Raw genomic sequence first — 26,340 nt, forward strand, 5'->3', positions numbered from 1 at the left:
TCTTACTATGCAAATTCTATCAAGATGTATAGTGAATAAATCAGAATGATTATATATGAATTAATGTTACGTTTACTTGCCAATGATTTCAAATTCTGTTCTACGATTTAGCTGACGTCCTTCATCTGTGTCATTAGCAGCTATAGGACGTTCTTTTCCATATCCTGCTGAACGCATCCGCTCTGCTGGAATACCTTTGCTGATCAGATAATCAACAACTGCCTTTGCACGCTTTCCAGAAAGTGTTTTATTGTAGTCTGCGCTACCTTTGTTGTCTGTATGTCCGGAGATTTCGATTTTCAGTTTAGGCATCTCCTGCATAATTTCCAGGAGGTTTTCCAGTTCGGCAGTAGATTCTTTGCGTAGTGTTGCCTTGTCAAAATCAAAGAAGATGTTACGTAATACAATTTTAGACCCCACATTTATCTTCTTCAGCTCTACAATCAGGTCAAATTGCTGGAAACCTTTCGCCTCAGGAATGTCAAAGTTTTCAGAGTGAAACAGATATCCTTCTTTTTGAACAGAGAAGTTATAATTTTTTCCGGATGGCATAAATGTGCTGAATGCTCCTTCTGTATCTGTCTTATGTTCTTCCAGTTGTGTCGCTGTTAAATTATCTACTAAGACAACATCTGCTACTAAAGGTTCTTTGGTCTCTGCATCAATTACTTTTCCTTTCACAATAGTTGCATTGGAATTGATCTCAATAGGCTCCTGCATTTTCATCTCTACCGTTTTCACAGTAGGTGCAGCTGTTTTAACCTGTATGGTTTTGATCTGTGACGCAACCTCTACTGTTTTACGAGGAGGCATTGAGATGATATAGATATCTTTTTCTCCAACACCACCCTCTTTTGCAGAGGCATAGTATCCATGTTTATTATCTGCTGAGAGTACAAAGTAGATATCCTCATTGGCTGTGTTGATTGGATAGCCAAGGTTTTCAGGTGCTGTCCAGGTGCCATCTTCATTGTGCTCGCTTCTGTAAATATCGTAGCCTCCCATACCTGCCAATCCTCGTGAACTGAAATATAATGTAGTTCCATCTGCATGGATAAAGGGGGCATCTTCATCATAAGGTGTATTGATAGAAGGACCCAGGTTAACAGCTTCTCCCCATTTCCCCTCAGGTGTTTTGCGGCTCATATAAATATCAAGTCCACCTGATCCACCAGGACGATTACTGGAGAAATAAATAGTTTGACCATCCGATGTCATGGAAATAGATGTCTCATAGTATTTTGTATTGATATTATCTCCCAAACTCTGAGGTTTAGACCAAATATTATTAATAGCGTCAAAATCTGAATAATACAGATCACCACCTTGTTTATCTTTGTAAATGAACAGTTGCTTACCATCTGACGATAAGGCTACACAGGCATCATGTTGATCGGTATTAATCTCTTTCAGGTTACGGGGTGTTGACCATTTTCCATTTGCTTTATAGGAAATATACATGTCCTCATAAAACTGGTTGTCTTCAGGAGATAATTCTTCACCTGTAGATCCCTCTCTGCGTGACGTAAATACCAGGACTGTTTCGTCTGATGAGATTACAGGAGCAAAGTCAGCATATTTTGAGTTAATGACAGAACCAATATTGGTAATGGTTGCTTTTGCCGGATCTTTCATATAACGAATACCGTTATTACACTCAAACATCTTTCTATTGATATAAGAAGCTACCGGGTCATCCTTGTCCATTGTATTCAGAAATGCCTGGTATTGTTTGAGTGCTTCTGAAAACTGATGATTATATTGATATGCTTCACCCAGGAAAACCAGTAATTGCTTATGTATATCGGGTTTTACCTGCTGCGTTTTTTTCAGATAAGGCAAAGATTTTTCTTTGTAGGCTGTTTCCAGGTAACAAAGACCTGTGTTAAAGTTTGCCTTCGGATTTTCCGGATCAAGCTTTAAACCTGTCAGGTATAGTTCCAGTGCCTGACTATACATTTTCTCTTCGAAGTATCCCTCTGCCTCCTTAAAAAGTTTTTTTGCTGACTGGGCCTGTGCAGTCAGAGCTATGAGTAAAACCCAACAAAAAAATGCTATCTTTTTCATAAACAAACAGATGCTATATGTGATGGTTACCTGATGAAATACATTCAGCACCAAACAAATGTATAGAATTACCAGACAAGAGCATTCTGTAATAAGTCTCCACTCAGAAGAGAGAATGTAAGTTTGCCGAAATAACTCACGCAAAAGGGAAGGGATTTTTCTAATTTTACAGAAAATTACCAGTTGAATGGTTTACTGGTGAAATAGACACATTTACATTCACAACTGGCGGTAAATAAAGGGTACAAGTAATCTCTTTGTAGTTTGTGAAAGCCGATACTGTGAATGTATACAAAACAGCAATCAGATTCAGATATGAAAATTCAGACAGCAGTTTTTAAACAGAGTAATACCGATTATAAAAAGTGTCCGGCTCCAACTATGCCAGAGTATGCTTTTATTGGAAGATCTAATGTTGGTAAATCCTCTCTGATCAATATGATTACAGGCAAGCCGACATTGGCCAAAACATCTCAAACACCCGGAAAAACACAGTTGATTAACCATTTTTCCATCAATGATCAATGGTATCTTGTGGATTTGCCAGGGTATGGATATGCCAAAGCAAGCCAAAAAGAGCGGGAGAAGTGGGATAAAATGATAAAGGAGTATTTAAAGAATCGGACAAACCTCCATTGTATATTTGTATTAATAGATTCACGTCACTCTGCCCAAAAGATAGATATGGAGTTTATGCAATGGTTAGGAGAAAATGAATTGCCATTTGCCATTATTTTTACGAAGACAGACAAACAATCCAAAACCAAAACACAGGCATTGCTCAATGAATATGCCACCAAAATGCTTGATTACTGGGAAGAAATGCCAGTTTCTTTCTCTACTTCTTCCTTAACAAAAACAGGAAAAGATGAGATCTTAAAATTTATTGATGAATTGAATCAGGATTGGCAACCTGTACCTCAAGACTAACGTATAGCACAAGTGTTTTATGAGTAGGTAGGTTTACTAAATACAAATTGCTGTGAATGTGTATACTAACAAAGAGACTTTTGTAGGATTTCGGGTATTCACAATGCAAAAATCAATGTAATAGCCTTACTTCTAAGGCTTGTAATAATTTGAGGCATTTTTGCCATCAGAATGCAATCACAAAAATCATAGAAAGCGTATTTACGTATACCAAAGAAGATACCACTGGTAATTTATTTGTTTTAACTTCTCTTAAAGTTTTACCTGTTTTTTTGAATTATTTTTTATGAAAATGAAAATCAAGGTTTTAGTATTATTTCTAATTGCATTTGGAGTAATGAGTCTGACTGCTCAGGCACAGAACAAGCGTATTATTCCTGTTGCTGAATATTATGAAGGTGGTCAGGAAAAACTTCTTGCTGATATACAGCAAATGATTCAGTACCCTCCAACGGCAAAGCGGAATCGTATTCAGGGAGAATGCCTGATAAATTTTGTACTGGAAGCTGATGGAAAAACCTCTTCATTTAAACTGGTAAAAGAGATTGGTGGAGGATGTGGAGCAGAAGCTATGCGCATTGCCGGACTGCTTAAATTTAAAGCTCCTGGTTACCGGATGGATGTGGGCGTACCTATTAAGTTTGTTTTACCCAAACCGTAATCTTGAAAATACACTCTGCAGCAATTAAATAGTTAAGTGATGAAGGCAAGTCGATGGTGACTTGCCTTTTCTATTTGAAGCGGTCTAAACAAATTATAAATGAGATCAGCTATCAGATTTTAGAGTGAACCAAGACTATTTTGACTGGCACAACCTCACGAGATCTACTCAAAAGATGCCTTTGTAGCTTTTATAAATAAGTTCAGATAGCCTCTGATGATAATTTTTATAGTATTTTGTGACTTATAGAGAATAAACAGGAAATTATCTATGAAAATGGAAGAATGACAGCCACCAGATGGGATTGCGATGGGATAAAGATGGGACATGCCATTTCTCAATTCGCTACAGGTGTAAGTCATACTGCTAGTAGCCCAACAGATGTTGTTCGGCTACATTTTGGTCTAAAAGGAGATTATCGATTTGTCTATAAACAACTCAATCAGTCTTTTGATCTTATAGGGAGTCACCACAATATTATGTATTCAAAGGGATTTGATATCATAGTTGAAAATAAGACGCCTGAAATTGAGACGTTTGGAGTGCAGTTTCCGAAGAATTTATTTATTCAATACACACAAAATGCAAATGAACCTTTAAAGCAATTTGCTGAAGATATTTTAAGCGAAAAAAACGTAATTCTGTCACAGCAGTGGGTTCCGATTGACCTTCCAACGCAAAATGTTATTCAACAGATTATACATTGTCCTTATACCGGAGATTTGCAGAAGTTATTTTTACTTTCAAAGAGTATTGAGTTGTTGGTTTTGTCTGCAGATGCTTATCAGACTTTGTTGCAGAGGAAGAGTACTTTTATCCGAAGTCAGATTGATAAAGAGAAGATTATTGCTGTGCGAGACTTACTAAATGAACGGCTACAGTCACCTCCCAACCTCTCTGAAATTGCACGAATGGTTGGATTAAACGAATACAAACTTAAACGTGGTTTTAAAGAGATATTTGATACTACAGTGTTTGGATATCTGGCTGAGCAACGTATGCAACTGGCATATACATATTTGCGGGATACAGAGAAAACTGCTGCTGAAGTTTCTGTTGATCTGGGTTTTGCTACTCCTCAATATTTTAACAATGCATTTAAAAAAAGATTTGGTATCACTCCTTTTTTTGTTAGAAATAATCCGTAAAGTTGTAATTAGTCTGATCGTTAAACTCTCTACTATTGTAGTATAACTATCAAAATATAGCAATCACTATGAATCAACTTATTGTAGAGAATAGCATCTGTATTGATGCTCCTGTTGCCAAGGTTTGGAATCTTCTAACCAATCCTGAACAAACAAAGAAATATATGCACGGTTGTGAAGCTATTTCTGATTGGAAGGTTGGTAGTTCATTGATCTGGAAAGGTGTTTTTAATGGGCAGGAATTAGTTGCTGTTACAGGACATATTGTTGAAATCAAACCAGAAAACGTTCTGTCTTATACCACATTTGATCCCAATAATACTAAACTGGAAGATAAGCCGGAGAACTATCTCACTGTTTCATATATACTACATAGTGAAGAGGACAAAACGAACCTGGTTGTGACTCAAGGTGATTTTGCTCAGGTTGCTGAAGGTGAAAGTCGCTACAGTGATGCTATTAACAGTGGTGGGTGGGGGCCTATTTTACAAGAGATAAAGAAACTGGCAGAAACAGAATAAGACCCTTATTTAAGGGTATCTACACTATTTTTAGAAAATCAGATCATCGAGCTCTTATAAAAATAGTGTAGACGACCTCTTAGCATCATACCATACTTTTGTCTTCCCGTTCAAGACGTAGTGTTTCCAGATATTTTGCCTTATCATCCCGATAAAACAGATTCATTGTCTCAAATGGAACAATCTTCCCATCTTTGTTGACTATGTGCACACATGATTTCTTAATAGACCGTACATCAAAGTTATAGGCGTCAATAAACTGCATGATAATAATGCGAAATAGGTTTTGATAAGTTAATCCAGGTGCCTGAACAGATGGCAGACAACATAATAAAGAATTGAGTTCATCTGTCGCACACTCTACGGATTTTGCTGTGCTGAACAGATTTACCATATGGTCCTTGAGACGGTCATCCTGTTCATAGACAATCGTATTCTTGGAATTATTGAGTAGATCATCCGGGTTGATAAACCGTGTAAGTGGAAATACCTGATTTTCCAGTTTCAAAGCATAGCCCATTACCAAAGCATCTGGGTTGCAGGGAACAGGTAATAAATCGTTTTCCTGAAAAATCGAAGTCTGACTGAGGATATCCTGACGGACTTCGGTTAGTGTATACCGATCTTTGGCAGGATCAAAGTTTTCGAGTCGGCCTGCAACCTGAGTAGGTTGGAAAGTGACACCCCGCACACAGGGTTGTTGCAATGCATATTCAATGATACTCCCAATCTCATCTGTATTTAATCCTTTCTGCAAAGTCACCACCAATGTTGTAGATACATTGTATTTGTTGAGATTCTCCAATGCTTTTTTACGTACATCCCGTAAATCTTTTCCCCGCATTTGTTCCAGTACTTCCTTCCGAAAAGAATCAAACTGTAGGTAAATCTCAAAATCAGGCATATAAGATGCCAATTTTTCTACAAAAGATTCATCTTGTGCAATCCGAATACCATTAGTATTCACCATTAAGTGTTTGATAGGCTTTTGTTTCGCCAGATCCAGTATTTCAAAAAACTGAGGGTGCACAGTAGGTTCGCCTCCACTAAGCTGAATTACATCCGGTTCTCCTTCGTTGGCCACTATAATATCCATCATTCGGTTAATTTCTTCCAGGGTGCGGTGTCTGCCATGAGTAGGAGAGGATTCAGCATAACAGGTTGGACAGGTGAGGTTACATCTGTCTGTAACTTCAATAAGTGTAAGACAGGAATGTTGCTCGTGATCTGTACACAAACCACAATCATAAGGACAACCATAATGAGTTGCCATATTAAATTTGAGAGGCATCTCACTGGCCTTGTTGTAGTTTCGTATATTTTTATAATAAGGTATATCTGTTGCTATCAGAACTTTCTCCCGTCCATGTTCAGGACAATTTTTCAGCATAAAAACTTTATCGTTCTCAAACACAATTTTGGCCTCAATACGACGCAGACAGGTAGAACAAAGACTTAATGTAAAGTCGTAATAGGTGTAAGGACGTTGTTTTGACATATAATTTGTGGTTGGTTTCTTACAAGATGTTATATAGCAAGATAGAAAAATATAGTATCATATTTGATGATAAATCTGTAATCATAGATGAACCTAACTATTTATAGAAATTAGTGAAAGTGTTAACTAAAGTTTTTATTACATCTATAATTCTGTGTATTACAGAGGCAGAAGTTTACGTTTAAAAAGAATCCAGTATTTAATACTGTAAAATTTACACACTCACCGTTAAAAAGATACAATAACGACCTTATGCGTAAGAACCCTTTTATTTACCGCATTTTCACCCTGTTACTTGTTGTGACATTTTTAGCAAGCTGTAAGAAAGATGATGAAGTTAAGCCTGCAAAAGAAGAAGATTTTGCATCTGCTCAAGCTACGATCTCTTTGACAAACGAAGTGAATGATATTGGGAATATGGCAATAGATTTTTCTGGTAAGATTTCCTCAGATACAAAACTTGCTAATATAAAAAATGTCCGAACTGCAATAGAAGAAGGAACATGTGGGGTAATAGATTTCAATTGGAGTGAAGCTTCTGGTAATATTATCGTTACAGTTGATTATGGAACAGGTACAACCTGTAATGGAATTGTCTATAAAGGAAAACTTGTATTCACCTATACATATACTACAAATGGACTTAATGCCACTATAAATTTTGTTGATTATGAAGCTGATGGGAAAAAACTGAGAGGAGATTATATAATGGATATGAGTTATGTTAAAACTGAAGCAAAAGCAGGTCTTAAATATGATTGGAAATTCCAAAATGCTGTGTTTACCTATGCTGATGGTTCAACTGTGAAATGGAACAGTGCTTATTCCATTAGTATCTCTGGTGCTACTTACAATACAACAGGAGGTATTTCCGGAACAGGTAAAGATGGTAAGAACTTTTCTGCCACAATTACCAGTCCCTTGTCTATTAGTGAAGGTTGTCAATATGGTCTAGTAAGCGGAACTTATCTGATCAAAGGAGATGGACATCCAGATGCTACATACGATTTTGGTGATGGTACCTGCGATAATAAGGCTACACTTACTATTAATGGTACTACTCAAACATTCACTTTCGAGTAATAGAACGGTTACTTGTTAGGAATATAAACCACCGGAGCCCCAGCCCTTCGGTGGTTTTCTGTTTTATGTATTCGATATCTTTTTTCTTGTATCAACTAAGTTAGCAGGATAGAGAAAAACTTTATAATAATAGATCAACCCAGCCAGGCAGGCTAGTTGTATAGTGGATAAGCCAAAGCTGAATCGATAGACAGGTTTGATAAACTCAATGAAGAAGCGAAAAATAAGATAAGATGCTAACAGGATTTTAAATCGACTGCCATTCGTTAATACATACTGTTGTTCAAGGAAAAAGATAAATGTTCCTACTATAAGTAAGAACAGAATCTCGTATAAGGCAGCCGGGTGGCGTGGAATTCCGTCTCCCAGATTCATACACCAGGGCAATGAGCAGGGACTACCATGTGTACCATCTGTTATGCCTGCCAGAAAACAACCAATACGTCCCAGAACCATTCCCAATATAATAGGATAAACCATCAGATCTCCTGATGAAGTAGTGACACCCAACTGTTTTTTTGTTAGTTCAACTCCAATCAATCCTCCCAGTAGACCTCCTACAATAGTTTTGCTTTGCAAGTAAACTATCCAGTTTCCAGAGGTCTGTATGAATATATTCGGGTTTTCAAGTATACCGATCAGCCGAGAACCAATTAACCCTCCAGCCGCAGTTCCGATAAATATCCAGAGACGATCTGAGTTGCTGATAGGGTCATGTGTATGACGACGTAGCCATAAGTAATACTGAAAACCAATGGAGTACGATAATATCTCAAATACTAAATGAGAATTGATGGTAAATCCGGCTATGTGAAAGTTTACAGGAAAGGTCACAGATAAGAAAATTGAATAGATTCCTGGAAAGATAGTTAATCTTCCAATAGTCAAAACTGAAAAAGAAGTTTTAAGTTTGAAGATATCGATGAAGATGACCTATAGCTACAAGTACATGAATTTTTCAAAAAATACAAACCATGATGACTTCAAATACCATGAAGAGAAATGCACTTATTGGAATCACCTTATCTCTGCTGAGCATTTATAATGCTGGGGCACAAACTATTTCTACAGCAGAACTAAAAAAGCATATTACTATACTGGCCAGTGATAAGATGGAAGGGCGTGGATCAGGCAAAAAAGGAGGTGAGTTAGCCGCTGACTATATTGCCAGCCAGTTCAAGGTCTTGAAGCTGGTATCTAAAGGGGAGACGAAAGATTACTTCCAACGTTTTGAACTAAGAAATTCCGGTACACATGGCGCTGTAGACACCACTACACGAACTACGAAAAATGTAATAGGGTATCTGGATAATGGCGCAAGAGAGACAATTATTATAGGAGCCCACTATGACCATTTAGGTATGGGGCATGATGGTGGCTCACTGGATACTTCACCTTTAGGGAAAATTCATAATGGAGCAGATGACAATGCTAGTGGAGTGGCTGGCGTATTGGAGCTAGCGAAGTATTATAGTCAGAATAAAGAAAAAGAGAAGGTTAACTTTTTGTTTATATGTTTCTCTGGCGAAGAAATGGGGTTGCTGGGATCTAAATATTTCACAGACCATCCTACCATTGATCTTTCAAAGATAGACTGTATGTTGAATATGGATATGATAGGTAGACTTCCTGAAAACAAGACACTCATTGTAAGTGGAATAGGGACTAGTCCATCATGGGGAAATATACTTCGTAAATACGAGTCAGATAAGTTGAAAGCCTCATTCGATTCTTCCGGAATAGGAGCTTCTGATCATACATCTTTTTACCTGAAGAATATTCCGGTATTACATTTTTTTACAGGATCTCATAGCGATTATCATAAACCTGGTGATGATGCAGATAAGATTAATTACGTAGGAGAGCAGATTGTTTTACAGTATATCATTCAGGTTATTTCAGACATAGCTGTACTGCCTCATCTGGCTTTTACTCCTACTAAAACCAACAGTAATCAAAGTGCTTCTGTTTCTATGAAGGTTACTATGGGAATCATGCCAAGTTATGCTTCCGATGGAAATGGGTTGAAAGTAGACGCAGTCTCTGAGAATAAACCCGCTAAAAAAGCAGGTGTGTTGGCAGGAGATGTGATTGTGGCTATTGATGAGCATAAGGTTACTGATATCCATACATATATGGAAGCCCTAAACTTTTATGAAAAAGGAGCATCCGCTCAGGTTAAGATCCGCAGAGGAACTGAAACCGTTACACTTACAGTACAATTCTAATCGAAACAAAAAGAGGCAGGTTTTTGGCCTGCCTCTTTCACTGTATCAGATACACTAAATTAGTTTAAAAACTCATAGATCCCTGCTACTCCTTGTCCACCACCCACACAGGCTGTCACCATACCATATTTCTGATTCTGTCGGCGCATTTCATTAAATAACTGAATAGACAATCTGGCACCAGTTGAACCCAAGGCATGGCCTAATGCAATAGCACCACCATTAGGGTTTACGATATCAGGATTGATACCAAGTGTTTTGATTACTGCCAGTGCCTGAGCTGCAAATGCTTCATTTAATTCAATCTGTTGAATATCATCCAGCTTCATACCAGCTTGTTTTAAAGCTTGTGGGATAGCGGCCACAGGACCAATACCCATGATGCGAGGTTCTACACCCATAGCTGCATAAGTAATCATACGGGCAATCGGTTTCAGATTTAACTCATTTACCATCCGTTCAGACATAACCAACACAAAGCCTGCTCCATCAGATGTTTGAGAAGAGTTACCTGCCGTTACACTTCCGCCTGCTGCAAATACAGGTTTTAGCTTTCCCAAAGCATCCAGGTTGGTATCTGCCCGTGGACCTTCGTCTGTATCTACTACATATTCGCGGGTTTTCTTTTTGCCACTATCTGCATCAAAATAAGTTTCCTTTACAGTGATAGGAACAATCTGCTCCTTGAAATATCCACTCTTGATTGCATTAAGTGCTTTTTGATGAGATTTGAACGCAAATTCGTCCTGCTCCTGACGAGTGATGTGGTACTGATCTGCCACCTGCTCGGCAGTAAGTCCCATACCCAGGTAATAGTCAGGATGAGGAAGAGTTAATTCATAATTGGGTGCCAGTTTCCAGCCTGTAGTAGGTACAAGCGACATAGATTCTGTTCCTCCGGCAATCATACAATCCGCCATCCCTGCATGGATTTTAGCCGAAGCAATAGCAATAGCTTCTACTCCTGACCCACAGTAACGGTTGATAACCATTCCTGGAACACTTATAGGCATAGAAAGTAATGAAATCATCCGTCCCATCTGCATGCCTTGTTCTGCTTCAGGTACTGCGTTCCCTACAATAATATCGTCTACACGAGCAGGGTCTAATGCTGGCACAGAGGCTACCAGTTTTTTAATTACTTCTGCTGCCAGATCATCTGGACGGGTAAACCGAAACCCTCCACGAGGCGCTTTACCTACAGCAGTTCTATATCCGGCTACTATATATGCATTCATATTGTCAGATTTTTTAAATGAAAGTATTCTGTAATGAAAACGAAATAGTGACTGAAATCATTCAGGTAATTAGTTTCTGAGAGGTTTGCCTCCATTCAGCAGACTTTGGATTCTCTCAAGGGTCTTACGTTCACCACATAATGACAAGAAAGCTTCTCTTTCCAGATCCAGCAAGTATTGTTCTGTCACCATCTGTGGATAGGATAGATCCCCACCACACATTACATAAGCTAACTTCTCTGCAATTTTCTGATCGTGTTCACTGATATATTTGCCATAACGCATAGCAGCTATACCTGCTTTGAATAACGCTATACCTGTACGTCCCTGTACCTTTACATCTTTACGTTGTTTGGCTTGGGTATATCCGGCATCTGCCAGTTCCAGTACAGATTCTTTTGCATCAGCAATCAAGCGACTACGATTTAAGGTTACTTTATCACCACGACGAAGATATTTCATGTCGAATGCTTCATAGGCTGAAGTAGATACTTTTGCCATTGCCACATTCATAAAGGCATTCTGGAGTGAGTTCAGTTCAATGTCTCCTGCTTCATAAGCATCTGATAGGCGAAGAGCCATTTCTTTACAACCACCACCACCTGGAATCAGACCGACACCCACTTCTACCAAACCGATATAACTTTCAGCTGCAGCTTGTACACGATCTGCATGCAGAGTCATCTCACATCCACCTCCCAGTGTAAGTCCTGCCGGAGCTACAACAACCGGAATCGCAGAGTAACGTACCCGCATCATCGTGTTTTGAAACTGACGGATCATCAGGTCTACTTCGTCATATTCCTGTTCAACAGCAAACATAAACAGCATACCCAGATTAGCTCCTGCTGAGAAGTTTTCACCTTCATTGGCAATTACCAAACCTCTGAAGTCTTTTTCTGCAATAGAGATTGCCTTGTTAATACCTTCAATTACTTCTGGGCCTAAGGTATTCATTTTGGTATGAGCTTCTAGGTTCAACACTCCATCACCAATATCAAATAGTGTGGCCCCTTTGTTTTCCCAAACTACTTTATTGCCTCTTAAGGTATCCAGCAGAATAAATTCTTCTGTTCCAGGTACTGCTTTATATCCTTTAGCCTGTAGATCATAGTATTTTCGGATACCACCTTCTACTTTATAGAAAGTATCATGACCATTGGCTAGCATTTCATATACCCAGGCTGCTGGTTTTTTACCTGCAGCTTCCATTTTGGTAATCGTTGCCTGAACTCCCAGTGCATCCCACGTTTCGAATGGACCAATCTGCCAGCCAAAACCTGCACAAATAGCCTGATCTATACGGTATAACTCGTCTGATATTTCAGGGATACGATGAGTGACATAACTGAAAAGATCATAGGTAGTAGCACGCATGAAGTCACCTTCTTTTCCTTTGGCATTAATCAGAATCTGAAGGCGTTTTTTCAGGTCATCTACTCCTTTCGTTAGTTCGAATACAGACAGACGTGCCTTTTGTTGAGGGCGGTATTCCAATGTTTTCAGATCAAGTGAAAGGATTTCGGACTGACCTGCTGCATTTTTAATCTTTTTATAAAATCCCTGGCCTGTTTTATCTCCCAGCCATTTATTTTCACTCAGTTTTTGAACAATAGCAGGAAGCTTGAATGTTTCTTTGGATTCATCGTTTGGAAGGTTGTTATATAAGCCATTGGCAACATTTACAGTAGTATCCAAACCTACAACATCTGATAAACGGAAAGTACCAGATTTAGGCTTTCCTGAAATATCACCTGTCAGTTTATCTATCTCCTCTATAGTCAGTCCAAATTCTTCAGTTGCTTTTATTACACTCATCATGGCATAAACACCTACACGATTAGCGATAAATGCAGGAGTATCTTTACATAATACGGTTGTTTTACCCAGATATCGATCTCCATACTGCATCACAAAGTCAATAACTTCCGGATTGGTTTTAGGTCCAGGAATTACTTCCAGTAGACGTAAATAGCGTGGAGGATTAAAGAAATGTGTACCACAGAAATGTTTCTGGAAATCTTCACTCCGACCTTCAGACATCAGGTGAATAGGAATACCTGAAGTATTGGATGTAATTAAGGTGCCAGGCTTTCTATATTTTTCAACTTGTTCGTAAATAAGTTTTTTGATATCCAGTCTTTCAACAACAACCTCTATCACCCAATCTGAAGTAGCAATATCTTTCATATTGTCTTCAAAGTTCCCTAGTGAGATACGGTTGGTAAAGGAAGTATTGTATAGAGGCGCAGGGCTAGCTTTGATGGCCGTCTGAAACAGATCATTGACAATTCTGTTTCGTACGTTTTTATTATCCAGTGTTAAACCTTTTGCTTTTTCGGCATCATTCAGGTCTTTAGGCACCATATCCAACAACAGGACATCCACACCGATATTTGCGAAATGACAAGCAATTCGCGAACCCATAATACCTGCACCCAGTACCGTTACTCGTCTGATCGGGCGATTGCGGTGAGTTTTTTGTCCTGTAGTCTGTATTTTCTCGGCAACTAATGTTTCCATAATTCAGAAAAGGAATTAAGAATGAAAAAGATATATAATAGATTAGTGATGAAGAGTATGACTAAAATTATTCCGGAAGATCTGTTTCCATCAATGCAGATGATTGTAAGGTACGCCGTTGTTCTACCAGTTTAGTAATTTGCTGAACTACATCAAAGAAGATATCCAGTTTTTCAGAAGGAACATTATTTCGGATCATGAAGTTAAATTCACGCACTGTACGACGTGCTATTTCACGTTTTTCTTTCCCACTTTCTGTCAGAAAAACATTTACGAAGCGTTTATCTCTTGCGTTTGTTTCACGATAGATCAGGCCATCTTCTTCCAGTGTTCGCAACATACGGGTGAGACTGCGACTCTCGAGACCTACCAGTGGTCCTATGTGAGTGGCTGGTGTTCCTTTTTCTGCATCAATAGTAAGCAATACATGCCCAATAGCCATTGTGAAATCATGTTGCGCTGCTTCTCCATTATACATACGCGAAATGGCATGCCAACAAGCTTTTATTTGATAATCAACGGTTTCTTCGCGTTTCATAAATTGATAATGCCAATTGGAAGTATTATAAATAGACGTAAGCAGGTCTGTGAACAAAACTTTTGCCTACCTGATTTTATTGTTTTTATCTCTTTTTCTTTAAATTACTTCTCCAAAAATAACAAAATATTGTTATGCATGCATACGGATATAATTATTTTTTCATATTTTTTATCGAATAAAGGAAAAACAATTGAATGATACTTTTAATTCTAAGTGAATAACTATAGTAACCAAGCTTGTTGTTAACGGAAGTGATAATATACCCAAGGCATTGACATTTAAGCTGGGAATGTAGTATATTTCAAAAGTTAATAATGAGCATCGGTCTGTTTTATGGAGTTATCAGTTAATGTACCTGCATTTATTTTTCCTACAATATCATTACTTATGTTGGCCTATACGAATCGTTTTATGGCAACTGCCAGCCTGATTCGTAATCTTCATGCTTTGTACCAGGATAGTCATGATCCTAAGCTGATTGCACAGATTCGTAATCTGCGACAACGTATTAATTTGATTCGAAACATGCAGGTAGTAGGGGTAATGAGCTTATTTTTAAGTGTAGTAAGTATGTTTCTTATTTTTAATGGGAAGATGGAGTTGGCTACTTATGCATTTGGAGCTTCTCTGGTAACGCTGATGATCTCATTAAGTATTTCAGTAGCGGAGATTTATAAATCAACGAAAGCATTGAATATCCAATTAAGTGATATGGAGGAAAGTCTGCCTTCTGAATTTGGGATAGAATTGCCAGATAAAATAAACTTCAAAAAGAAACACAAATGACAGAAAATTATATGTAGTTTCTGCCATTTTGAATGGATTGAGTTGTATCTATATGAAAGCTTACTCGTTTGCTATGATTGGTTGAGATTCTGCAAAGTAGTGCCCCTGTAACTCTATGACCAGTTTTTGGACAGCTTCTTTCAAGCCGAAGGGCGATTCGATAGTTACAGCATTCGTATACATAAGTAGCCAGTGTGCCATACCCATAGTAGAGCCTACTAAAAAACGCATACGTACCTGATTCCCTAGATCTTCTTCTGATACAAATCCATACCCATATCTTTGTGGAGCTGCATAACGCAGTATCTCTTTATCAAAGATGATAACTGCTTCTTCCAGATGTTCAGTTCTTGCAAGATTATCCAGGTAATTTTGGAGAGTATCTGAAGAACGGCTTTTAAAAGTTTTGGAGAACTTCAGACTTTTAATTCGATCTACACGAAAGTCCCGATAATCATTACGAAGCAGACAATAAGCAATCATATGCCAGTCGGAGTTATAATAGAGCAATCCTACAGGCTCTACTGTACGTTCAGTCAATTTAGTGTTATATGAGGAGAAATATTCGATGGTTAATGTTTGATGCTGAGCTAATGCTTGTTGAATATCAGAAAGGAAATGACTATCAAATGTTTGAGGGGCAGTGCGTGTACTGGAAACTACTTTTATGCGCTGATCCAGATCCTCCAGACTGTCTTTGGAATTTGTTTTTAATACAGACTTGATCTTATATAACGCGGATTGGAATGCTGTATCAACAGATTGATCCGCCATATTCTCTATTAATTTGGCACCTAATAATAGTGCATGGGCTTCTGTATTTGAAAACATTACAGGCGGCAGATGATATCCTTCCATTAGGTAATAACCTATACCCGCTTCTGCTCCAATGGGAACCCCTCCTTCTTCCAAGGCCCGGATATCGCGATATACAGTGCGCAAACTAATCTCGAATCGGTCTGCAATCTCCTGTGCTTTCACAATTCGTTTGCTTTGTAACTGAGTCAGGATAGCTTGTAAGCGGTCTATACGGTTCATAGTTATTTCTGATAAAAGGTTACAAATACAAAAATAACAGGATTTTAGCAGCATACACTTTTTATAGGCTCTGACTTTATTACCACTCATCCATATTTTTCTCCTTTTAACCTATGAAGGATAAATATCTTATAAAGTACCTTGTTTTACATAGTACCTTCTTTTACCTTTGTAGTGTTCAATAAATAAAACAACGAGTGAATAACACTATGGCAGTTTGATTCATCAATGCTTTTATCATTCAATTAGTGAGAAAATATGAACGTCGAAAATACACAAGTGCAGATGCGTAAAGGGATTCTGGAGTTCTGCATACTTCATATCATATCCCGTGGGGAGGTTTACGCATCCGATATGTTGGAGGAGTTGACTGCTGCCAAGATTATGGTGGTAGAAGGGACACTCTATCCTTTACTAACACGCTTAAAAAATGCAGGACTAGTAGAATACAAATGGGTTGAATCCGTTTCTGGGCCTCCTCGCAAATATTATACACTCACTGACACTGGTAAACAGTTTCTGATAGAGTTACAGAAAACATGGGAGGAGTTGGTATCTTCTACACAACAGATAATACAGCACAAAAATGGGAATGCTTCAGAGGGAAATTCATTTACAGAAGAAGAATATGCTCCTTAGAGAAAATAGTCAGGTTACCAGCTGTTACGATATTCATAAATAATTGATAATCAAACTTAGTATAGATCAGAATCTATTGCAGTCGGCTTCCAAACTTTATACATATGAAAAAGACAATCAGTATTAATATAAGTGGTATGATCTTCTACATTGAAGAAGACGGGTATGAGAAACTGAAGAGTTATTTGTCCGGAGTACAACGCTATTTTTCCAATTATGAGGACGGAGTAGAGATTATATCAGATATTGAAAACAGAATCGCTGAAATATTTTCCGGTAAGCTAAATGCCGGCAAACAGGTAATTACATCTGAAGATGTAGATAATTTGATCGCCACAATGGGTAATATTCCTGATTTTGAGGCGATCGCTGACGAAGAACTTGCTACTACAACTACGAAAACTAAACAGAACAACAACGCTTACAATGAGGCTGCTAGCTTGAACAATGCCAAACCCAAACGATTATTTCGGGATCTCGACAGAAAGGTGCTGGGAGGTGTTTGTTCAGGCATAGCTGCTTATTTTGAAATTGACCCTGTCTGGATACGCCTTTTATTTGTTGGAACATTACTGGATTTATTCTTCTTACCAGGTTCTTTCTCTGGTACTGCATTCGTTGCCTATGTTGTACTTTGGATTGTAGTTCCTGGTTCGAGAAGTCTGGAAGAGAGCCAGCCTTTTAAGAAATTATATCGTAATCCTGATAATCGTACTCTAGGTGGAGTATGTAGTGGGCTTGCTGCTTATTTTAATACTGATGTGACCATTATCCGGTTGTTATTTGTGTTGGCAGTATTATTATTTGGAACAGGTATCCTTCTATACATTGTATTATGGATTAGTATGCCAGAGGCAAAATCTCTTACAGAAAAGATGGAGATGCAAGGGGAGCCTGTGACATTAACCAATATAGAGGCCAATGTAAAAAAAAACATTCAAGGTGATGTAAATGCTCCTGAGAATACAGCCACTAAAATCATCCTGTTTCCGTTTCGTGCCATAGCTGCAGTGTTTGAAGCATTAGGAAAAGTGTTAGGCCCTTTGGCTGTTTTTCTGGTAGAAGCTGCACGAATATTTGCAGGGTTAATGGTGGTGATCATAGCTGTATCCTTGTTGTTTGCTGCTCTTATATTTCTAGGTATAGGAATTGGATGGGATGCTCCTGATTCAATTGTTATGGGTAGTATGCCGGTAGCCATGTTTCATAATACATTCCCGTTCTTTGGCTGGCTGGCTGCCTTTGCTGCCATGGGAATTCCTGCCATATTTTTGGGAGTGATTGGCCTGAGTTTATTGTCAAAACGTGTTGTATTGAATCAACCTGTTGGTTGGACACTATTTAGCCTCTGGATATTGGCACTTTTGGGAGTTGCGTTTACAGTTCCTAGAGTAATAAATGAATTCAGACGAGAGGCTACCTTTGAAAAAACTACAGAATACACGATTGGTGACAAAGGTTTATTTATTGATCTGAATGATGTTGGTGATGACTGGAATCAACGTGCCAGACTGGAGATTGAAGGGTTTAGTGGGAACGAACCTAAACTGGAACAGAAATTTGAAGCAAGAGGATCTTCAAGAGAAGATGCCCAGGAAAATGCTCAGATGATAGACTATAATGTAGTGCAAAGAGATACAACACTGATCTTTGATTCTCATTTTGAATATAAGAAAGGGGCAAAATTCCGTAATCAGGAATTACACATGAAGTTATATGTTCCTTATGGAAAGAAATTCCGGATGGACCCTGAATTGGAGAATATTCTTGAGAATACATTATATCGGAATGGATATAATACCTCACAAATGAACGGAAATATTTTCCAGTTTACGGAGAGAGAAGGATTGGTTTGTATTACATGTAACCAGGGGAAAGAGTTTGATAATGAGGAGTTTTATAGCAATAGTACCAGACGTGATTACAGAGATTTTAAACACTTACGTATTAGAGGACCTTTTCAGGTGATTGTTGAGCAGGACGATAGATATCGGGTAGCTATAGAAGGTAATGATGACGACATTGATGATGTTGAATTTGATAAGAATGGAGATGAGCTGGAAATTACTTGGAGAAAGCCTTTGTTTAAATGGGAAGAGTGGAACCGGGAGGAAGGGCCACGTTTAACAATACATATTACTATGCCTGATGCAGAAGGATTCGATTTCTCAGGTGCAACTTCATTTGAGGTACATAATTTTGATGATTTACATGACCTGGATATTGATATCTCAGCAGGAGCAAGAGGTGAAATTGATGTAGATGCTGATGAATTAAAGGTAGATGTAAGTTCTGCCGGACAATTAACTTTACGTGGAAATACAAAAGATCTGAATGTTGACGCGACCAGCGCCGCTCAGCTATCAGCATTTGACCTGGAAGCCGAGAATGCTGATGTGAATGCAAACAGCGGCGCTTCTGTTGAACTTAATGTCAATCAACAGTTGGAGGCGAATGCCAATAGTGGTGGTCATATACGCTACCGTGGCGATGCTCGCGTAAATGGTAAGGCAAACAGTGGTGGATCTATTGATAAAGAATAAATTTAACTCTGTTTGTTACAAAAAAAGCAAGCCAAACAACCGTTTGGCTTGCTTTTTTTGTAACTTGTTTAGTATGAGAGGGGAACGATATAATATATCTGATTCAGAAGGATATAAAACTTTGCGAAAAGAGTTAGTAAATAACTTGACAGAGAAAGGAATTTCATCTTCAGAGGTGTTGGGAGCAATAGAGAAAGTGCCACGGCATTTTTTTGTACCCATAAACACAGCGCCTGAAGAAGCCTATGCTGATCATGCACTGCAAATCGGCGAGGGGCAAACCATTTCTCAACCTTATACAGTAGCTTATCAGACACAGTTACTGGATATTAAGGAAGGGAATAAAATTTTAGAGATAGGTACAGGGTCTGGGTATCAGGCTGCAGTATTGTACCAATGGCCAATAGAACTATATACAATAGAACTTAATCAAACTCTTTATCAAAGGACCAGAAAGTTATTTGAACAATTAAATTATTCTATTCACACATTTTTGGGCGATGGATCGTTGGGATTGCCAACTTATGCGCCATTTGATCGTATACTGGTTACAGCGGGTGCGCCTTCTGTTCCTGAGGATTTATTGCATCAATTGAGTCCTGGTGGCAAACTAGTGATACCTGTAGGGCAACCTAAAACCCAGAAGATGTATCGAATAACATGTAATGTTTTTCAACAGTTTGATACAGAAATATTTGACTTATTTAGTTTTGTGCCTCTTTTGGGTAAATACGGTTGGAAATAATTTTTGATTTTTTTGATATTCCGTTATTTTTGTTCGCAATTACGCTGTGCTAACCATTTTTTTATGAGAAAAGATATTTTACACTTTACATGTGGATTCGTTTTATTGGCATTTTTTCTGGCTACAAATGTAGCTGAAGCCCAGAGATCCCGCCAACGGGGGCCTTTGCGAAATTCTCGCTTGTATAGTGGGCTTAGCAACTATGGAGTAATGAAACTTTCTGTTGGAGTAGGAAGCGCAACTTATTTTGGTGATTTGTGTGAAACTGGAGATTGTATAAGTGTGAGACCTTACTTTAATCTGGGATTTGATTATCGTTTTGGTGGGCGGGTTCGTGCACGTATGGAAGGGGCCTATTTTCGCTTGGCATCAACTGATGCAGGTGGGAAAAATGCTGTACGAAATTTGTCTTTCCGTTCAGGAAATATAGAAGTAGCAGCTACCGGTATATTTGAATTTTATTCTTATAATAAATTCTTTAATCAACGCCCTCTTTTTAGCCCTTATTTGTTTGCGGGTATTGGAGTTAGTTACTTTACTCCTCGTACCAAGTATCAGGGAAGTTGGTATACCTTGCCTCGTTATGATACTGAAGGAGTAGACTATAGCCAGTTTACACCTGTAATACCTTTTGGTTTTGGGGTGCAGATTGCATTGGCAAACGAGTGGGATTTAAGTATTGAAGTGGGATATAGAAAGATATTTACAGATTATCTGGATGATGTAAGTACAGTTTACCAGAACAATGCAACAATGGATCCTATTGCAGCTGCTTTGGCAGACCGGACAAAAGAATTAGGTGGAGCAGCTCCTACCTATGATTCAAATGATAAGGTTCATTGGAATGAAGGACATAAGAGAGGTAATCCAGATAGAAAAGATTCTTATATTATTGTTGCCGCAAAATTAGAGTATACAATCAATCCATTGGTTAAAACCCGTCGTAGCAACGTTAAATTCAGAAGACCTAAATTTTCTGGAGGTACAGGTGGCTCTCGTCAGAAAAGAAGAAGATAAATCAGATAAATATATTGTGTGAGGCAGTCTGGATAAATACAGGCTGCCTTTTTATTTTGCTATAAATCGTTTTACCTTCGTGTCCATATTAAATGGCCTTCTAAATGACAGAGAAAAAAATTGTTAAAGAGTCACTTACCACAATGACCGAGATGGTATTTCCCAATCATACCAACGGCTTAAATAATCTGATGGGAGGGTGGCTTATGTACTGGATGGATATAGTAGCTGCGATTGCTGCTCAGCGGCATGCCAGTGCTATTGTTGTAACTGCTTCTGTAGATAATATTTCTTTCTCAGAACCCATTAAGGTGGGAGATGTAGTAACACTAAGAGCACAGGTTACTCGCGCTTTTAACACCTCTATGGAAGTATATATTGAGGCTTGGACAGAAAATATTCCTAATCGTCGGAAGCTGGCTACTAATAAAGCTTTTTTTACATTTGTTGCTTTGGATAAGGATGGCAAACCAACTACAGTGCCAGAGGCAGTTCCTGAAACAGAGGCAGAAAATTCGTTATATGAAGGCGCCTTACGTAGACGCCAGTTACGGTTGATTCTTGCTGGACGTATGACTCCCAATGATGCTAATGAACTGAAAGCAATTTTTGATATAAAAGAATAAAGAAAATGCCCCTTACACAAGGGGCATTTGTTATTGTGTGGCAATATAATGTAGTGTAGAAGTATTTTCAGGTTTTAATGTTTCGATTGCCATTTGATGAAGGGTGGCAGGTGTGATAGCTTCAATTCGTTCTGTCTCCCGATTAACCTCTTCAACATCTCCCATATTGGCATAAAATGCGAGGTTCATGGCCCGATTAAGAAGTTCTACTTCTGAATATATCAGAGAGGATTCTGCCTGGTTCTTTACTTTAGTTACCTCTGCTTCTGGAATGCCATCTGCTACTATTTCCTCTATAATTTCCTGAATAGCCGCATCCGCTTTTTCCAAGGAAATACCACCATTGATCTGCCCCTGAATTACCATTAGGCCAGGATCTATAGAATTAAGAGTATAGGCGGATATGTTGCTGAAAAGTTTCTGCTCCTTAACCAGATTATCATACAAGCGGGATGACTTTCCTCTCCCCAGGATATCGCTAAGAAGATCTGCATTGAAATAGGCCGATACATCTGTTTTTCCTACAATATGAAATGCCTTATAAATGGCATTCAAAGGAACAGACGCCTCTACTTTCAGTTTTCGTTCAGCAGTTTGTAGAGGCTCTTTAGGTAATTCCCGAACATAGGATTTTCCAGCGGGAATAGGTTCAAACCATTTTTTACACAACTGCTTTACTTGTTCCAGTGTTATATCTCCAGCAACAACCAGAATGGCATTATTTGGGAGATAATACTTGTAAAAGAAATCCTGAACATCTTGCAGGGTTGCTTGTTCTATATGAGAAATGTCTTTCCCGATGGTAGCCCAGCGATAGGGATGTACCTGATAAGCTAGTGGACGAAGTTTTAACCAAACATCACCATATGGTTGGTTATAATATCGCTGTTTGAACTCCTCTATCACTACTTTTTGTTGAATTTCCAACACTTTTGGATCAAAAGAAAGACTCAGCATCCGATCACTTTCAAGCCAGAAAGCCGTTTCGATATTGGCTGCTGGCAATGTGATATAATAATTGGTAATATCAGGAGAAGTGAACGCGTTGTTTTCTCCTCCTACCAACTGCAGAGGTTCATCATAGGATGGAATGTGTTTACTACCACCAAACATGAGATGTTCAAAAAGATGTGCAAACCCTGTTCGGTTTTCATCTTCGTCTCTCGATCCCACATTATAAAGTATATTTACTGCTGCCATGGGTGTACTATGATCTTCATGTACGTATACCTGTAAGCCATTGTCTAATATGAAATTTTGATAATGAATCATGATAATTTCGTTGGTTTTAAGATTGTATTCAGGCAACCTATACTGCTAAACCCTTATATGTTGAAAAGGTTGCATAGTCCGAAAGAAATTGAAAATTATGAATATAAACAAATGAACCGTCAAAGTAGTAATTTCTTATAGTCCATACTTCAGAAAAGTATGAGGATTGAATTTCTAAAAAACATTTGCACATTTGCGATACGCTATTGTTTTCCTATATGAAATTTGACCGCAAACATTACTCTGACGATACACTACGTAACCTTTACCATTCTTTGGTAAAACCTCGTCTGATAGAAGAAAAAATGCTGATTTTGCTTCGACAGAACCGTGTTTCAAAATGGTTTTCGGGTATAGGCCAGGAAGCTATTGCTGTAGGGGCTACTGCTGCACTGGAATCAGATGAATATGTATTACCCTTGCATCGCAATCTGGGAGTATTTACAGTGCGTAATTGTCCGTTACCTAAATTGTTCGCACAATGGCAGGGAAAGCAGGATGGGTACACCAAAGGAAGAGATCGGTCTTTTCACTTTGGGACACATGATGAACACATTATTGGTATGATTTCACACCTAGGTCCTCAGTTGGCGGTGGCAGATGGAATTGCTCTGGCAGATAAACTGGCTGGAAATCCAAAGGTTACTCTGGTATTTAGTGGAGATGGTGGTGCAAGTGAAGGTGATTTCCATGAAGCCTTAAATGTAGCAGCTGTATGGGATCTCCCTGTTATTTTTTTAGTAGAAAATAATGGATATGGACTTTCTACACCCAACAACGAACAGTTCAGATGTCGTTCCTTTATCGATAAAGGAATTGGTTACGGGATGGATGCGTTTCAGGTAGATGGCAATAATGTCCTTGAAGTATATGATACGGTACAGCAACTGTCGCGTAATCTGCGAAAAAGACCTCGTCCGATTTTGCTGGAAGCCTTGACCTTCCGAATGAGAGGGCATGAAGAAGCATCAGGTACTAAGTATGTTCCTCAGGTGCTTTTTGAGGAATGGGGAAAAAAAGACCCGGTTTTGAATTATGAGAGATATTTACTGGAACAAAATGTTTTGACAACAGATGAAATCGAGAAAGTACGCCAAGACATTCGACAGGAAATAGAACAGGCATTGTCTGTGGTTTTTGATCTTCCTGAAGTTGTGGTAGATACAGAAGAAGAACTGGCAGATATGTATTATACTCCTACTTCTTCAGCACACTCTTCTAATGAGAATCCTTCAACAGGTGAGCGGTCAATCCGATTTATTGATGCCATTTCCGAATCACTACGGCAAAGTATGGAACAGTTTCCGGAACTAGTGCTTATGGGGCAGGATATTGCAGATTATGGTGGCGTATTTAAAATTACAGATGGCTTTGTAAACAAGTTTGGTAAGGATCGGGTTCGTAATACACCCTTGTGTGAATCTGCAATTTTAGGTGCCTCATTGGGTTTATCTATCAAAGGATATAAGGCTATGGTAGAAATACAGTTTGCCGATTTTGTAACCAGTGGATTTAATCAGATTGTCAATAATCTGGCGAAGAGCCATTATCGCTGGGGACAAAATGTAGATGTGGTTGTACGAATGCCTACCGGAGCTAATACTGCGGCAGGTCCCTTTCATTCTCAGTCTAATGAAGCGTGGTTCTTTCACACTCCTGGATTAAAGGTTGTCTATCCATCCAATCCCTATGATGCCAAAGGATTATTAAATGCTGCCTTAGCTGATCCTAATCCTTATTTATACTTTGAGCATAAATATCTTTACCGATCTATTTCTGGTCCAGTCCCTGAAGAATACTATACAGTACCTATTGGAAAAGCTGCCTTAGTAAGTGAAGGGGAGGATCTGACGATTGTAACCTATGGATTGTGTGTGCACTGGGCAAAAGAAATTATTGCTGAGCTAGGAGAAGGTGGTTCTGTTGATATCATTGATCTGCGTACTTTATTGCCCTGGGACAAAGAAGCCGTAGCAAAGAGTGTCCAAAAGACAGGCCGCGTCTTGGTGGTACATGAAGATACACTTTCAGGAGGAATCGGAGCGGAGATTGCTGCCTGGATAGGTGAAAATTGTTTTATGTATCTGGATGCACCTGTTATGCGTGAAGGCAGTCTGGATACGGCAGTGCCGTTTTCTCCTGTGTTGGAAAAGAACTTTCTACCCCGAAAACGTATGGAGGAAAAGATTAAGAAATTATTAGTTTATTAATTTTTATAATACTCAAAGAGAATCCCATAGACAATTCATCATATTCAAACTATCTATGGGATTCTCTTTTATTTATTTCCCCGTATTTTTGGTGGTACTATACTATCAAGGAAAGACAGTTGGCACAACTCATTTTTTCTTATTTCTGATAGCAGACTTATTTCCAGAGCTGCCCAACCACAATAGTCCGTCTATAATCAACTTGTTTTGTGTCTCATTGGCAAAGGTAAAGGATAACTCCTTATTGGTGCCATGCTCATAATCTATATCATTGTGACCCATATTAAGATAGAGCATCTTATACTTTTTGTTAGTCCAGACTACAGGATAGTATCCACTATGCCATATCTCATGAGGCTTAGGCCCTGTACCTAGAGGAAAGCTTGTTGAATCAATAGATAATAGTATATCAATATCAGGATTTTTTCGTAAGTCATTACTCCAGCGATACCATTCATTGGGTGATGATTTGAACGTAACAGGCAAATTTTTGGCAGCAGGGTGCTTCGGCTTTTCTACACGTAATACGGCTGAAGTAGGTCTCCATGTATTACTACCATAAGAACCTGAGCCAAGAAAAGTGTTGTGATACCAGTCCCAGTTTTGGGGATAGGTAGAAGGAGTTAAAGCAAAACCTGCAAAGTGAAAACCCATCCATGCCCCTCCATTTTCCATGTATTTTTGGAATGCTTCCCGTTGGGTAGGTAGTTCAGGGCGTGTGTCCAGAAACAATACTACCTGATAGCCAGATAAAAACTGTTCATTCAAATTGTTCCAGTTAGAAGTAGTATCATAGGTAAAATTATATTTGTCTACCATTTGAGGAAACCACTTATTGGCTTCATGAACAAAACTAATATGTGCCTGATCATTCTTTGCCGTATAAAAGGCAATTACTTTGAATTTGGAAGCTACTGTTTGAGCCTGAAGTAGGCTAAGGCCTGTAAGAAGGTAAAGTAAAATTGATTGCAAAAAACGTGTGAATGGTTTCATACGAATTTATAAGTAAGTAGTTTACAAGTGTGG

At 38.6% G+C, this 26,340-nt stretch carries 22 protein-coding genes; 13 read left to right on the plus strand and 9 right to left on the minus strand.

The genetic code is table 11. The annotated features are described in order from the left end of the window. Positions 1–72: 72 nt before the first annotated feature. Entirely contained in the window at positions 73–2,067 is a 1,995-nt protein-coding gene (locus QNI15_RS09475) for an OmpA family protein (protein ID WP_314031526.1), read from the minus strand. A gap of 315 nt (positions 2,068–2,382) precedes the next feature. Between QNI15_RS09475 and yihA the strand changes: the two genes are divergently transcribed. The 4 genes from yihA to QNI15_RS09495 all read left to right on the plus strand — a co-directional run bounded on the left by yihA (position 2,383) and on the right by QNI15_RS09495 (position 5,327). After that, on the plus strand, positions 2,383–2,997 hold the full coding sequence (gene yihA, locus QNI15_RS09480; RefSeq protein ID WP_313978622.1) for a ribosome biogenesis GTP-binding protein YihA/YsxC: 615 nt from the start codon (positions 2,383–2,385) through the stop codon (positions 2,995–2,997). A gap of 292 nt (positions 2,998–3,289) precedes the next feature. Beyond that, positions 3,290–3,658: a TonB family protein gene (locus tag QNI15_RS09485; RefSeq protein WP_313978621.1), complete on the plus strand. Its 369-nt coding sequence runs from the start codon at positions 3,290–3,292 to the stop codon at positions 3,656–3,658. 284 nt (positions 3,659–3,942) lie between these two features. Then, on the plus strand, positions 3,943–4,806 hold the full coding sequence (locus tag QNI15_RS09490) for a helix-turn-helix domain-containing protein (RefSeq protein WP_314031528.1): 864 nt from the start codon (positions 3,943–3,945) through the stop codon (positions 4,804–4,806). Positions 4,807–4,874: 68 nt separating this feature from the next. After that, positions 4,875–5,327: an SRPBCC domain-containing protein gene (locus QNI15_RS09495; protein WP_314000417.1), complete on the plus strand. Its 453-nt coding sequence runs from the start codon at positions 4,875–4,877 to the stop codon at positions 5,325–5,327. An 85-nt stretch (positions 5,328–5,412) separates the two neighbouring features. On the opposite strand, the gene QNI15_RS09500 is transcribed toward QNI15_RS09495, so the two are convergent. After that, positions 5,413–6,825: a radical SAM protein gene (locus QNI15_RS09500; protein ID WP_314000419.1), complete on the minus strand. Its 1,413-nt coding sequence runs from the start codon at positions 6,823–6,825 to the stop codon at positions 5,413–5,415. Between the two features lie 252 nt (positions 6,826–7,077). Between QNI15_RS09500 and QNI15_RS09505 the strand changes: the two genes are divergently transcribed. Then, a complete protein-coding gene (locus tag QNI15_RS09505) occupies positions 7,078–7,908 on the plus strand; it encodes a hypothetical protein (RefSeq protein WP_314031530.1) in 831 nt (276 codons plus the stop codon). Between the two features lie 63 nt (positions 7,909–7,971). Here the strand turns inward: QNI15_RS09505 and QNI15_RS09510 are convergent, their stop codons facing one another. Next, positions 7,972–8,742, minus strand: a complete 771-nt coding sequence (locus QNI15_RS09510; RefSeq protein ID WP_314031531.1) for a prolipoprotein diacylglyceryl transferase — start codon at positions 8,740–8,742, stop codon at positions 7,972–7,974. A 140-nt stretch (positions 8,743–8,882) separates the two neighbouring features. Here QNI15_RS09510 and QNI15_RS09515 point away from each other — a divergent pair, with 140 nt between their 5' ends. Beyond that, positions 8,883–10,136 (plus strand): M20/M25/M40 family metallo-hydrolase, encoded by a 1,254-nt coding sequence (locus QNI15_RS09515; protein ID WP_314031532.1) that lies wholly within the window; start codon positions 8,883–8,885, stop codon positions 10,134–10,136. 59 nt (positions 10,137–10,195) lie between these two features. Here QNI15_RS09515 and QNI15_RS09520 read toward each other — a convergent pair whose 3' ends face one another. The 3 genes from QNI15_RS09520 to QNI15_RS09530 form a co-directional block, all read right to left on the minus strand. Next, a complete protein-coding gene (locus QNI15_RS09520; protein ID WP_314000426.1) occupies positions 10,196–11,374 on the minus strand; it encodes an acetyl-CoA C-acyltransferase in 1,179 nt (392 codons plus the stop codon). Positions 11,375–11,443: 69 nt separating this feature from the next. After that, positions 11,444–13,897: a 3-hydroxyacyl-CoA dehydrogenase/enoyl-CoA hydratase family protein gene (locus tag QNI15_RS09525; protein WP_314031534.1), complete on the minus strand. Its 2,454-nt coding sequence runs from the start codon at positions 13,895–13,897 to the stop codon at positions 11,444–11,446. A gap of 67 nt (positions 13,898–13,964) precedes the next feature. Then, positions 13,965–14,435 carry a MarR family winged helix-turn-helix transcriptional regulator gene (locus tag QNI15_RS09530; RefSeq protein ID WP_314000430.1) on the minus strand — a complete coding sequence of 157 codons (471 nt, stop codon included), beginning with the start codon at positions 14,433–14,435 and terminating at the stop codon, positions 13,965–13,967. A 336-nt stretch (positions 14,436–14,771) separates the two neighbouring features. Between QNI15_RS09530 and QNI15_RS09535 the strand changes: the two genes are divergently transcribed. Next, positions 14,772–15,224 (plus strand): DUF2721 domain-containing protein, encoded by a 453-nt coding sequence (locus QNI15_RS09535; protein ID WP_313978598.1) that lies wholly within the window; start codon positions 14,772–14,774, stop codon positions 15,222–15,224. A 60-nt stretch (positions 15,225–15,284) separates the two neighbouring features. Here the strand turns inward: QNI15_RS09535 and QNI15_RS09540 are convergent, their stop codons facing one another. Beyond that, a complete protein-coding gene (locus QNI15_RS09540) occupies positions 15,285–16,262 on the minus strand; it encodes a helix-turn-helix transcriptional regulator (protein ID WP_314000432.1) in 978 nt (325 codons plus the stop codon). A gap of 258 nt (positions 16,263–16,520) precedes the next feature. Here QNI15_RS09540 and QNI15_RS09545 point away from each other — a divergent pair, with 258 nt between their 5' ends. The 5 genes from QNI15_RS09545 (at position 16,521) to QNI15_RS09565 (ending at position 21,832) form a co-directional block, all read left to right on the plus strand. Continuing rightward, positions 16,521–16,901 (plus strand): PadR family transcriptional regulator, encoded by a 381-nt coding sequence (locus QNI15_RS09545; RefSeq protein ID WP_313978594.1) that lies wholly within the window; start codon positions 16,521–16,523, stop codon positions 16,899–16,901. Positions 16,902–17,005: 104 nt separating this feature from the next. After that, positions 17,006–19,444 (plus strand): PspC domain-containing protein, encoded by a 2,439-nt coding sequence (locus tag QNI15_RS09550; protein WP_314031536.1) that lies wholly within the window; start codon positions 17,006–17,008, stop codon positions 19,442–19,444. A 73-nt stretch (positions 19,445–19,517) separates the two neighbouring features. Further along, entirely contained in the window at positions 19,518–20,189 is a 672-nt protein-coding gene (locus QNI15_RS09555) for a protein-L-isoaspartate(D-aspartate) O-methyltransferase (protein WP_314031538.1), read from the plus strand. A 63-nt stretch (positions 20,190–20,252) separates the two neighbouring features. Then, positions 20,253–21,206 carry a DUF6089 family protein gene (locus QNI15_RS09560; RefSeq protein ID WP_314000441.1) on the plus strand — a complete coding sequence of 318 codons (954 nt, stop codon included), beginning with the start codon at positions 20,253–20,255 and terminating at the stop codon, positions 21,204–21,206. A 104-nt stretch (positions 21,207–21,310) separates the two neighbouring features. After that, positions 21,311–21,832 carry an acyl-CoA thioesterase gene (locus QNI15_RS09565; protein ID WP_313978585.1) on the plus strand — a complete coding sequence of 174 codons (522 nt, stop codon included), beginning with the start codon at positions 21,311–21,313 and terminating at the stop codon, positions 21,830–21,832. Between the two features lie 30 nt (positions 21,833–21,862). On the opposite strand, the gene QNI15_RS09570 is transcribed toward QNI15_RS09565, so the two are convergent. After that, the gene (locus QNI15_RS09570) at positions 21,863–23,104 is read right to left on the minus strand and encodes a M16 family metallopeptidase (RefSeq protein WP_314000443.1); all 1,242 of its coding nucleotides are present in this window, start codon (positions 23,102–23,104) and stop codon (positions 21,863–21,865) included. 218 nt (positions 23,105–23,322) lie between these two features. Here QNI15_RS09570 and QNI15_RS09575 point away from each other — a divergent pair, with 218 nt between their 5' ends. Further along, the gene (locus QNI15_RS09575) at positions 23,323–25,314 is read left to right on the plus strand and encodes an alpha-ketoacid dehydrogenase subunit alpha/beta (protein WP_314031539.1); all 1,992 of its coding nucleotides are present in this window, start codon (positions 23,323–23,325) and stop codon (positions 25,312–25,314) included. A 129-nt stretch (positions 25,315–25,443) separates the two neighbouring features. On the opposite strand, the gene QNI15_RS09580 is transcribed toward QNI15_RS09575, so the two are convergent. Further along, entirely contained in the window at positions 25,444–26,307 is an 864-nt protein-coding gene (locus QNI15_RS09580; RefSeq protein ID WP_314000447.1) for a ThuA domain-containing protein, read from the minus strand. Between the last annotated feature and the right edge of the window lie 33 nt (positions 26,308–26,340).

This window comes from Xanthocytophaga flava (assembly GCF_030068545.1).
In the GTDB taxonomy this organism is placed as follows: Bacteria; Bacteroidota; Bacteroidia; order Cytophagales; family 172606-1; genus Xanthocytophaga; species Xanthocytophaga flava.